Annotated in this window: 9 protein-coding genes; all 9 read right to left on the bottom strand. The window is 41.0% G+C overall.

Annotation, left to right across the window (positions count from 1 at the left end; all coding sequences use genetic code 11):
• Nucleotides 1-5: 5 nt before the first annotated feature.
• Complete coding sequence (locus T433_RS0101450; RefSeq protein ID WP_027454570.1) at nucleotides 6-734, bottom strand: DUF6339 family protein; 729 nt, start codon at nucleotides 732-734, stop codon at nucleotides 6-8.
• Nucleotides 731-1,696, bottom strand: a complete 966-nt coding sequence (locus T433_RS0101455) for a hypothetical protein (RefSeq protein WP_027454571.1) — start codon at nucleotides 1,694-1,696, stop codon at nucleotides 731-733. The genes T433_RS0101450 and T433_RS0101455 overlap by 4 nt, the downstream gene beginning before the upstream one ends.
• 7 nt (nucleotides 1,697-1,703) lie before the next feature.
• A complete protein-coding gene (locus tag T433_RS0101460) occupies nucleotides 1,704-3,752 on the bottom strand; it encodes a hypothetical protein (protein ID WP_027454572.1) in 2,049 nt (682 codons plus the stop codon).
• Entirely contained in the window at nucleotides 3,742-6,513 is a 2,772-nt protein-coding gene (locus tag T433_RS0101465) for a Z1 domain-containing protein (RefSeq protein WP_044108992.1), read from the bottom strand. Before T433_RS0101465 ends, T433_RS0101460 begins: the two co-directional genes overlap by 11 nt.
• Before the next feature lie 7 nt (nucleotides 6,514-6,520).
• Nucleotides 6,521-6,892 (bottom strand): hypothetical protein, encoded by a 372-nt coding sequence (locus T433_RS0101470; RefSeq protein WP_027454574.1) that lies wholly within the window; start codon nucleotides 6,890-6,892, stop codon nucleotides 6,521-6,523.
• 29 nt (nucleotides 6,893-6,921) lie between these two features.
• Nucleotides 6,922-7,887, bottom strand: coding sequence for a hypothetical protein (locus T433_RS14330; protein ID WP_248616454.1), 966 nt, complete (start codon nucleotides 7,885-7,887; stop codon nucleotides 6,922-6,924).
• On the bottom strand, nucleotides 7,884-9,131 hold the full coding sequence (locus T433_RS0101480; protein ID WP_027454575.1) for a DNA cytosine methyltransferase: 1,248 nt from the start codon (nucleotides 9,129-9,131) through the stop codon (nucleotides 7,884-7,886). Before T433_RS0101480 ends, T433_RS14330 begins: the two co-directional genes overlap by 4 nt.
• A gap of 928 nt (nucleotides 9,132-10,059) precedes the next feature.
• The gene (locus T433_RS0101485) at nucleotides 10,060-11,262 is read right to left on the bottom strand and encodes a MalY/PatB family protein (RefSeq protein ID WP_027454576.1); all 1,203 of its coding nucleotides are present in this window, start codon (nucleotides 11,260-11,262) and stop codon (nucleotides 10,060-10,062) included.
• Nucleotides 11,259-12,422, bottom strand: a complete 1,164-nt coding sequence (locus T433_RS0101490; protein ID WP_027454577.1) for a trans-sulfuration enzyme family protein — start codon at nucleotides 12,420-12,422, stop codon at nucleotides 11,259-11,261. The genes T433_RS0101485 and T433_RS0101490 overlap by 4 nt, the downstream gene beginning before the upstream one ends.
• Nucleotides 12,423-12,459 lie beyond the last annotated feature (37 nt).

Raw genomic sequence — 12,459 nt, forward strand, 5'->3', positions numbered from 1 at the left:
CAATCTTAAAGTCTTATGTTGAGATCATCACACAGTAATGAAACATATCCATGGACACCATCCATGCACAAGTTAGGCTCAGTAACAATGATTTTTGCTGTATTCAGTTTCATTATAGCCCTAAACAAGTCTGTTTCCTTCAAGCCTCTTGCTTTATATTTTGATATTACATCCATACTAAAATTGCTATATGTTTGCAAAATATCTCGATATAATTCAATGTTTGTACCATTTTTACCTGAACGCTCCACGATATTCAAAATCGTATCAGTAGAAAACATCGGCTTTAATAATAAAGTCTTCGTCTCTTTTATGGAATTACACCAGGAAAAATGGACATACCACCAAAGAGATCTTAACCATATACGCATAGGACGTTTCCAATAATGATCTTCATTATCAAGCCCCCATCTATTAGAAACAATGTGAGGAACAACCGCAACTGATAGATATCTCCAAAAATCTGTATTCGATGCAACTCTCAAACTAAACCAACTTTGACTATTCAAATAATTGTAAAGCTTTAGACCAAAAATGACATCTACAAAATAATCATGTCTGCCATAGGAAATATCCCATGAATCAGAAGCATCCTGATAGATTTTCCCTATATCTTCTCTAATTACAGTATAATCAGAGTCCACAAAGGGTAAGATATCACCTTTTGAATCAATCCAAGATGTCATCATCTCTTGGCATTCAGAACGAGATAGTGTCTTTACTTTATTTATCATAGCTTCTTAAATTTTTCTTCAAAGAATAATCTAACTGACCTGGAAGTAAGTTGGCTAGATTTTATATTCCAATCCAGTTTCTCCCTAAAGTAACTAACAGCCTGCGCGACACTGCCTTCTTGAGCATTTTCTAATGAAGACAAGCTGTTCTCTTCGGACCTCAGTGTCTCAACAATGACACATATTGCACTTGACATTATTTCTGAGAACAACTGAGTATTAAAGTTTCTCGCATCTTCTCTATTTAAATATTTGTAATTCTTATGCGCTTTATTAATAAAAATCGAAACACAATCACTAAAAGGATCTGAAGCAGCATCTGTCCATGTACATTTCACATCCCAAAGAGGTTCGCCTGGTTTATCAATTTCGTATATTGGGAAGAAAGAACCATTGCCATCAATTCTGACTGCAAAGGTATCAATCTCACCTAAGACCGTACCAGGTGTGTTAGCAAAATGCCTTTCATAATCATTTGGCTTTCCTGACCTATAAATATATAAAATGATCTTAAAGAAAATTTCGCCGCGTATACTCGCTTTGTCAAAATTATAGTTTATAGTGAATTCTGTATTCCTAGTGGTGTTTGTAATTGTACCTATAGGAATAGCTCCACACTGATTTGATTCAGCGGAATACCATTTTAGGGCCAACCCAATAGTTGCATCATGACATGCAATAGCATACAATGCGTCAGGAGAAGGCTCCCCCGTAGAAAAAAGATGGGCAGCTTTTATTATTCTTATCTTACGATTGACGCATAAAGGATATTCATCAGGATTCCAATACCCCGTTTCGTCAGATAAAGCCGCTTCCGTACGTAATCCCGTATCATCACTTTCCTGTATAAGCTCAATAATCTCGTCATCTCGCTTATAAGTGAATACGTATTCTTCTAATTTGAAGACATCGGATTTCGCGTCTTCATTGAATGTAGGAAAAAGAGGTATAGTTTGACTCATATTTCTATTATAATGGTTTAATTACTGGCCTTACATCTCTTTTGTATAGCAGCATCTTGATGGTAATAGAGGCATCAAAAGTATGTTTCTCGTGAAAAACGACACTCATTCCGTAACATGAACCTTTGGTGGTTTTATTACGTCTGATTTCAAGGAGTTCATCAGTCTCCTTGTCTGTGTCTTTTATCAGATAAGTATTATAACATTTTTCTTTATCAATTTTATTGATTTTGATACTGTGAGATATTATACGGAAAGGTAAATCCAAGCCTAACTCCTGCTCCCAAATATCAAAACTTATTGATGTGGATTCAGACGAGATTAATGTTTCAAGACCGAGCTCTTTTGCTTCGAATTCAGAACTAACTTTATATGAGATTGACATAACATCCCCATTGTAGTCTACATTCTCTAGTTTATAACGTACAGAACTTCTAGAGGTTGACCCACCAGAAGAATCTCGTCTTGGTCTATTTGTTGATTGCGTTCCAAATCCAATTGGTGGCAAAATCATGTCTCCTAAAAACTTCCCCAATCCGGAATTTTTACGAGGAGAATTATCATCTACATCAGAAAAAGCAGAAACAAGGTTTCTGGAGACATTATTCTGAATTCTTTGGACGATAGTTGGGTTTTTCCCATCAACACTACTATCATTCCAAGAAGAATGATCTGCATGTTCTCCCTTTCGAATATATTCCTCTAATGACATATCAGAAGAAGCCAATTTGTTGTTTGAGTTTAAGACATAAACTGCTAGTATAAACTCATCAGAAGAACAAGGCGGAACATTCCTCACCCAAGATTCTTGATCATATGCGACAATCATTCCTGGCTTTCTGCAATAAGCTACGACAGGATCATTCTTTGTTGGGTCATTTATTTGTATATTGAAGTTTACATTGGGATGGTAATCATTGTCTGGTGGGCACATTCCAACCATTTCTTTCTTTACTTTAACATACGACAAATTACCTGATAGAGGTTCCTCTAAAACAGATTTTAAACGAACCCCATCTGTCTTGACATCTGTTTTTGGTAGGTAATCATTGTCGACGTTCAGCCCAGAGGCTTTATTGTATAGAGATTGTTCCAATTTGAATAAAGGAAGGAAGGAATCATAATCAACGGGACGACCGTTAATTTGGACTTCTAATCTTTTGAAGCTCTTATTTCTCTTATTGTCAAGCCTAGGAAAATACCAACGCTGAACAGCTATACGAAGATATTCCTCTATTGAGTTCATCCAATTGGGTATAAAACCATTTTGTCCATTCCATGTTATAGCATTATTATTTAGAAGTCTCTTCTCATTAATATAAGGAATTATAATAGTAGTTCCCGTTTGATTTCCCGTATACTCACTTATATCAAATATTGACAAAAAGTCTTTTATATAATCTTCATCAGTAATGGGCATGGTTTTGTTTTGATCAATCATTTGTCCCCACCATGCAATCCCATATTTGAGGTTGTTCTTATATTGAGGAATAATTGCATCATTAGATGACTCGTTTTCGACTAAACCGGCAGCCAACCTAGATTCATATTTCTTTGTTTGGCTGTTTAATATTCGACTATAATAAACAACAAGACCAATGCCTATTCTAAAATATATTGTTTTTCCAATACCCCAGGAGCCACCTGCACTAGCATCATTTTGAGGCTTACATATATCATAGACAAGATTTATCAAATTACCGGAGTTGTCACCAACGACGTCTTCAAGTCTCATGGGGCCAGTAAGCCCTTGAGTACCACTATCACTAATAGATATATATTTATAACTATCTCCGCCAACAGGAAATCTTTGGTTTAATTTATCTTCAACTCCTTCAAGACATTTATTTAATCTTGAACTGTCAAATTTGCCAACACGATAATGGACATCAACAGGAATTGACATGTTATCTTTACTAGCTGCAGCATCTAAACTGTTTTGAATAGACTCTCTTACAAACAAATCAAGAACAGGGGTATGATCGTTCATTAGCAATCTATACAAAGCACTGCCTTTCTGGACCATTTTATATGGTTCCAAGATTTCAATCTTCATCTGTTCCATTTATATCCTCAATATAATTAAACACATCATTAGAAATGCGAATTGCGACAGATTGTGTCCTGCCGTTACCATCATTATCTTCAGGAACATTAATGCATATACCAACAATATCCTCTACTGCATTCAAATCGTCCCTCGTCTTTGAAGAGCTCTTAGAATCCTTGTCAATCACATATATAATCAATTGGGGGATATTTCCAAGTCCAGAATCATTTCGTATAGACAAGGCATCTTTTGATTTAAAGTTGTGTACTTTATTGATTAATTCACTAGAAGCACCATCCAAATCAATATCAGCAATAATATCATGTGGATCACGAAGCGTTCCGATATTAATTACTCCATCCTCTTTTCGTTTCTTTTGGGCACGAGTTATTTTGTTTACAGAAATTGTGTCATTTACTACCCATGGTTTCGCTTGAGAATTCTTTTTTCCTGCTAATATGACATTCCATTTTGTCATATTACCGTTAGAAACGATAGAGTCAAACCATCTCATCATGTGGTCTATATCATTGAATGCTCCCTGTCTTTCTGAATAATGAAAAGCCACAAGGAAATCTCTGATATCAGAATAATCTATGTCCCTCCAAACGAATGATGAACTTGCATGTTTATTACATACTTTATGAGGTTCTGGTGCTTTAAGTTTTGACAAAAATGATTTAGTAGTTTCTTGGTTTGCCAATAATGTTTCTTTTTTATTGTCAAACACATATGTCTGTGATGTAGAACCACTAAAATCCATATCCTCAGCTCTTTGCATTCGATTCGAAGCTGTGATACGAATAAAGCTAACTTGAGGATGTGATTTAACTCTTGGGCCATACTTATCGGGAGTTATACCCAAATGTTCCATTCTGGATATTTCTATTCTTAGACGATAGTCCAAAGAAGACAGGAACTCAAATTGTTGAACTGCGCGTTCAGTCATCCACACTCGAGGTAGAATTTCATACCCTTTCCTATATCCGAACCATCTTCCCATCTGCATCAATGTGTCTGACTGTCTTACAGAACGTAAGAAGAACGTACTTACCAACCCTTCAATTGTAAGTCCTCTAGAAAGCGTAGCACCACCAACCACAATAAAAGCTGGGGCAAATTCCATCTTTTCTTGTGGATACATTAACCTTAGGAACATACCATTCTGCGTGCCATTGTTTTGACAGTTGTCTATACACAAGTGAATTCCCTTGTGATATTCAGGTTTACTGTCCTCTCCCAAAGGAATTGAAGAAAGGCCCGACCTTAGGAATTCTTCAATAACCGGTCTCATTGTATCGAATTCAGGATAATCTCTTATTTTGCTCTCTCCATAATTCGGATACTGTTCAAAAAAGTTCTCAACCGTAAATCTGTCTTTTTCGGAATTCCAAAGCTGTTCGCAATGAGTTATAATACTTTTTCTACTATTATCTTTTACCCAATGTTTAATTGAATCAGCAATATGTGAATGATGATCAGTTCTTTGGCTTGTGTGAACAAGTAAACTGACAGGACTCTTTCTGCCCCATATACGTACACATGCAACACTGCAAATAAACCAACAAATGGAATCTGCTAAAGAGTTAGGTATGTCTAAAGAAGTGCCAGAATGAATTTCTCTAATCAAATTAAGATCATCTTGGGAAACTTTCCTTATGATGTCTAGACCGTCATACTCATCCATGTCCTCACACCCAAAGATTTGCTGAGGTCCAAAATACTCATTAGAAACTTGCAATGTAGTTATAAAGCTTCTAGGATATAATGACTCCCTGCTTGCTTCATTTAGGATATTTGCATAAGGAGTTGCAGTATATCCTATGTAATTCATTGCTTTATATTTTGTCTCTATCGGTAGGTTATTGTAGTTGTTGCCATTAACCAATGCACAGAGTAATTTATTTATCGCCTTTCTCGTTTGTGCATCTATTCTTGCCGTATTTATACCTGCCTGATCAGCCTCATCATCGATCAGAAGGATTTTCATTTTCTCTTGACTGTTTTTATCTTCTTGCAACCACTTTATGAGATTCTTGAGTCTCGTGCTATTTTTTAAGCATACATTCATGTATCTTTGGTTGGATTCAAAAGACATGTCTTGAGCTCGCTGACCTGTAATCATATTGGGTCTCAACTTGTCTAAAGATATCCATTGCATCTTACAAACAGGGTCATGAAGGTCGCCAAACAATCTCTTTTGTGTCTGCTCACGTAGATTGTCTATGGTACCAGAGAGAATTATAAACATATTCCATCCCCAATCAGCAGCCATAGCCATAAGAGCCGCCATATTGGCAGTTTTTCCAGATTGAACATTTCCAATAACCAAGCCTTTTCTTGGGGGGATTTGTGTCGTGTCGAGACTCAGTCTCTTTAAAAGCTTATAAGTAGTTTTTTCTATTTCATCAATACTTACTTCTTTGAAATCTTTAGCTTTCAACTTTCTACGGTAAGTCTGCCACGCAGAGTTCTCGCCCCGAGGAATATCTGTTACGTCATTTTCTTCATGTTCGTCATGAATTGTCGCAGATTTCACTTGGGACAGAATTTTTTCAGTATTCTCTTCTGAAATACGTTGTTGTTCTACAATCTCAAGCCAATCGTCCTCTGTCATATGAGGCCAATTGAAGAAACTCTCCATTGAATCCAAAAGTTGTGATAACTTGTTCATACCCGACTTGATATTATCCCAACTGACTTCGGATTTTCTCTTTTCTTTTATCCAATCCCTAACAGGGTCATATAAAAGTGATTCAAATGCCATAATACAATTATTTCAGAAATTTATCATCAATGACAACATGACGTTCTCTTCCGGAAAAAGCCATTTTGATTTGCTCATAATTCTCTGCGTCTTGATATATAACAGAAAGAGAATAGATACCGTCTTCCCTTTTCTTTATTGCAAGGATGTCTCCTTCTTTTACATTGTCTTCCTTATAGATGCTTTTAAATTGCCCACCAAAACGAGCGTCAGTTGTGCTGTTGATAAGGACGGGATAGCGAGTTCCCTTCTCATGTCCCTCTCGTACAAATACCAAATTGTCTCTTTCGCCTTCAAAGAACTTAGATATAATTGTTTCTGTCACGCTTACCTCATGAGTAATATCATGATTAAACATCTTTCGTAGATAAACCTTCATATATTTAAAGTTTTAGGTTAGTACATAAGTTATTCAGAAATCCACGACTCTATCAAGCGCTGTTCCCTTTTTTCTATTATAGAAACAAGTTTAGGATTGAAATGAGTTGGATATCTTTTTTTCTCTATTTGCACGTCTGGTGTTGAGGTCTTATATCTGATATCACCAGTCATTTCATTTAGAATATCCAGATAGTCTCTGCCTAAGATATCCCACTCGTTATCATCAAGCAAATCCTCTTCAGCAGCAATTTGAATGGTCCATTGTTCAGCAAATACCCTTGCAATATTGGGGAATGTCTTACTTCTCCATTTTTGTCTTTCCTCTTTTGTCTTGGTTTTCGTCAATCCATCAGAATACCATAATGGCTGTGATTTTCCACTTCCAAAGAAAATTCTTGCACCATGATCTTCTGTCGGTTTTGAGGGATGGAGAGGCCTCAAATTCTTTAGCCACAAACAAGTATTTTTGGAATAGGGGTCTCCAAACATATACGGCTGAACAGATTGGTCCGGCTTTCTCCATCGCGAACTCATAATGCCAACGGGATTTTCTATTGCAATGCGCTTGACATCCGCATTCGCCAAAAACATAAAGAAATTTGCACCATCTTCTTGGTCTTTTCTTCTGTTAGGGAAACTTGGATGAGGATCCCTTTCTTCGATTGGCCTGTCTTTCTGATTGGGATCATACAGCCATTTTGCGCCACTAACGGCTAGGAACGTACATGGAGGGTGCCCAATCATAATATCCCAATCTCCTTCGATAACTGCTTGACTGCCATCTTGAAGAGTCAAGTCTGTTTTATTAAGGACGGTAGTTACATCGTGATTAAAATGCCATTCAGGATGCGGCTCCGTTTTGTTAGTTCCAAAAATGGTACCACTGCACTTAAATAGATCGCAACTAAAAGCATTATGTCCCAGCTTTCGAAATGCCCTGCAACAAGCTTGGCTTTCTTCGCAGGCTATTAGTATGTTTAGTTTTCTTTTCATTTCTTGGATTCTAAAACTTCGTACATGGATTCTGCAATAGCCTTTGCAAACAATACAGGAACAGCGTTTCCTATCATTTTGTAGCAATAGGGATTGGATGCGACAAACTTGTAGTCGATAGGAAACGACTGAAGCAGTGCTGCCTCTCGAATGGTGATTGTTCGCAATTGGTCTATGTCAGGATGAATGAACATGTATCCATCCTTATGCAAGTGAGCCACGATTGTAGGAGACGGCTTATCCCATTCTAAGTTGCGATACTTGATGTGATTGGAAGTATGCCCCGTAATTCTCGTATAAAGGTCTTTCTTTTCCTGTTGGGAGAAAGAATTCATATTTTTTGCCAGCCACTCTGTAAATAATCTCTGGTCTCGTTCACCATGGTATCGCGGAATGTGCAAATCAATTTGTTCACCATCTCTTTGCTCATGCGATACATTATTCCTACCTACACGGATTATCTTGTCTTTAGGGAATAGTTTTGGCATATTACCAATAGCATCCTTAACAGTTTTGTGGGGCTTTTTACTTTTGTGTGAAGAGAGACTATGATAGAAGTCATCAACAGCAAGTCCAGAACCATGTTGAGTGCCTATGATAATCACACGATTTCGTTTCTGAGGAACACCATAATCCTCAGCACAATAGACAGAACCTTTCAGTAGATCTGGTGTACGAATATCATAGCCAATTGCTTTAAATGCCTCGAATATACGATTACGAACAGGTATATCTCCAGGGCATGCACTTAATAAACCAGGAACATTTTCGAATACGAAGCCCTTGGGTTTGAAAGCATCTACAATTTTCACAAAGCTCTCAAATAAATAGTTCCTGTAGTCGAACTTCATCCCTGTTGGCGACTGAGCACGCCCCGCAATAGAATAGGCTTGACAGGGAGGGCCGCCAATTATGAGGTCAACAGTCTCTCCGACTAATCCTCTAAGGCCTTTTGCTACAATTTCTGGATGGTTCTCTTTTTCGTATAGTTCTTTTGTTTCAGACGACCAATTACCATTTATAAGCTCTTCAGTCTTTTGAACATCGAACTTAATAACACGTTTCTGTGCATCTTCCACGCTGTGGCTCCACTTGTCAACAAGGCGTTGTCGAAGTGTATTAACCATCGGAGATTCCCACTCAACATGTGCAAGTCCTTCGAATTTTCCTGTTTGAAGAAAACCTTCCGAAAGTCCTCCACACCCAGCGAACAAATCAATGAATGTATATTTCTTCTTTGTCATATCTTTTCTTTCGAAGGCTCACGAAAAAGCCCCCTTTTCGTGAATTTTGAAAAGAGGGCGTGGAAGAAAGATGTGTTCAACCAAGGCCTTGCACAGCCCACATCAGACAACAATCCAACTGTCCACGCCCAAATGAGCGTAAACATCCAACTGCTTGTCCGACTGATGTGTTCGTGAAGTGCAAGTTCTGGTTGATCAGCCAATCAAGGATGCATAAAGACACAATGGTCCCTTATGTCGTATTCAGTTTTATCATATAATCTATATGTTGTTTTAGGAGCAATCAGACTATATCTTCAGGTTGACTTACAGGTACGTCAATGCAAGGAAACCTCAGGACACAAAAGAAGCGCGAGTCATGGCTCTTCTCTTGAATCTTGAGGTCCTCGGAACGTACCTGTATAACTAAGATATAAGTCATGCCCGCGCCATAGCACGGGCATCGGCTGACTTACTCAAAGTTATACATCTATGAAATTTCCGAGGTTTCAAGATTCTCTGAATAAATAGCTGATGCTATTAATTGTTCCACAAAAGTCATACCGGCACCTCCTCTGAGGCTTCGCGCCGATACTTGATTGCAAAGATACGAAGAAGTGGGGATAAAACAAAATAAAAGGGCAACTTTTTGTGAGTAATAGTAGGGCTTTTATCTCGCAATAGTTATTGTTTTGCGATGCAATAGTTATCGTTTTGCGATGCAATAGTTATTGTTTTGAGTCGAATCTAGCCCCTGGAATGGATGATTCTAGGGGCTAGATTGTATCTGTCTAGCCCCTAGATTCGTGTTGTCTAGCCCCTAGACGTTGATATTCTAGCCCCTAGAATCAAAACAAGACCTACGCTTTTGCATGGGCAAAGTGTAGGTCTTGGATGATAAAAGGGGAAGTGTTGGAAGTCAAAACGACCCATCTTAGGTGGTTATGTGCTATGTGGTGCAAGCATCTCTCAACTGTTCTAATGCACGATGAAGCAAGGCACGGGGCGTTCCTACGTTGAGGCGCATGAAGCCTTGGGCATCGGTGCTGCCCTTGGTCGGCCTGTTGCTTTGCGGTGCAAAGAACATGGCACCGTCGTTCAGGGCCAGGTGGGCGCGGTTGACAAAGAGATCCACGAGTGCATCGTGGCTGAGCTCCAAGTCGCGACAATCAAGCCAGACGAGGAACGATGCCTGTGGACGCCAAGGTTTTATCTGAGGCAGATAATCCCTGCAATAATCTTCTACAAAGCGGATGTTGTCTTCTACATAGCTGAGCATCTGGCGTCGCCAGTCTTCTCCCTGCTGATAGGCAGCGATGGTGGCGATGGGCGCAAAGAGGGGCGGGTCGTTCAGTTCGTTGGCTTCGAGCCAAGTGTAGAAGCGGCGACGCAGCGAGTCGTTGGGCACGATGGCATAACTGCTCACAATGCCTGCAATGTTGAACGTCTTCGAGGGCGCGCCGAAGGTGATGCTGATTTGGGCGGCCTCGTTGCTTACCGAGGCAAAGGGTGTGTGCTTATTGCCAAAGAGCGCCATGTCGGCATGTATCTCGTCGGAAATCACGATGATGTGGTGCTCGTAGCAGAAATGAGCTAGTCGCTGCAACGTTTCCTTAGACCAACAGATGCCGGCAGGGTTGTGGGGATTGCTCAAGATGAGCAGTCGGCACTTGTCGTCAACAACCTCGGTCAGTTGTTCGAAGTCCATCTCATAGGTGCCGTCCACTTCCTTTAGCGGGTTGTAAACCACCTTGCGTCCGTTGCCCTCGGGTGTCAGGCGGAAGGGATGATAGACGGGGGGCTGGATGATGACCTTCTCGTCTTCCTTCACGAAGACATTGATGGCCATGCCTATGCCTTTCACGATGCCAGGGATATAGGTGAGCCACTGGCGCTCCACCTCCCACTGGTGATGGTCCTGAATCCACTGGATGATGCTGGTCCATAACTCATCGGGCACCACGGTATAGCCAAAGAGCGAATGCTCTAAGCGCTGGCGCAAGGCATCGGTGATGAACTGTGGCGTCTCAAAGTCCATGTCGGCCACCCACAGAGGCAGCAGGTCGCTACGGCCATAACGCTCCTGCAGCACGCCGTGCTTCAGGTCGCCACTGCCTGTGCGGTCAATTATCTTATCAAAGTCGTATGTCATGCGAGTGCCTGTTTGATGTCTGCGAGAATATCCTCTTTGTCTTCCAGTCCGATGGACAGACGAATGGTGGTCTGTCGTACGTCCATAGCCTTTAGCTGTTCCTCTTTGAAGTTGCCAAAAATGGTTGAGGCCGGGTGGATGGCTAGCGTGCGACTGTCAAATAGGTTTGTAGCACGATGCACCAGCTTCAACCGGTTTAGGAAGTGGAAACACGCCTCTTTCGATTCGAGGTCGATGGTGAACATTGCTCCGGAAGTAGCTCCAAACTGCTGTCGGGCCAACGCATGATAGGCATTGTCTTCAAGACCGATGTAGTTGACCTTCACCACGCGGCTCAACTGCTGAGCCAGCCATAGTGCGTTGGCAGCCTGGCGCTGATAGCGCACATCCAGTGTTTCCAGTCCGAGTGTCTGCATATAGGCAGCCTGCGGCGTCATGTAGGCACCCAGGTTGAAGAGTATGTCGTACTTCACGCGCTTGTTGATTTCAGGAAAGGTGCCATAGTCAATGACAAGTCCACCTAGCGAGGTGCCACCTCCCGACAGATACTTGGTGCTCGACACCACTTCGATGTCGATGCCCAGTTCTTTCAGGTGCGTTTCTGTAAATGGGATCACCGTAGAGTCGGCAATCACGGGAACGCCTTTCTTGTGGGCAATCTCGGCGATGGCTTTCAGGTCGGCCACTTCCAGTTGGGGGTTGGTGACCACCTCCAGGAATACCGCAGAGGTCTGTTCGTCAATGGCGTCGGCCACGGCCTCCAGATTGGTGAGGTCGCGCAGTCGTGCCTCTACGCCAAAGCGCTTCAGCGTATTAATGAGCAGAGCCAGTGTATTGCCAAACAAGTGGTGCGACGAGACGATGTTCTTCTGCTGTTCGGCTACGGCCAGCAGTGTGTTGCTGATGGCAGCCATGCCCGAGTTGAAGGCCGTGACGTGGGCAGCTCCCGTCAGCGCTCTCACACGATCTTCGAAGTTGGTCACGGTGGGGTTTTCTACACGTGCGTAGTCGGGTGCCTTGATGCGGTTGCAGAAGGCATCTGCCATCACAGCAGCATCATCGAATTCGAATGCCACATTATTATACACAGGTACGGCCAGCGCTCCGTAAGCATCTGGCCGTACGAATGGGTTGTTAATCGCAATAGTTTGTTTCTTCATCCTTACCTATTTAAACCGTTTTGTATTTGCGTTTGTG

Source organism: Xylanibacter brevis ATCC 19188, from assembly GCF_000621725.1.
GTDB classification, from domain to species: Bacteria; Bacteroidota; Bacteroidia; order Bacteroidales; family Bacteroidaceae; genus Prevotella; species Prevotella brevis.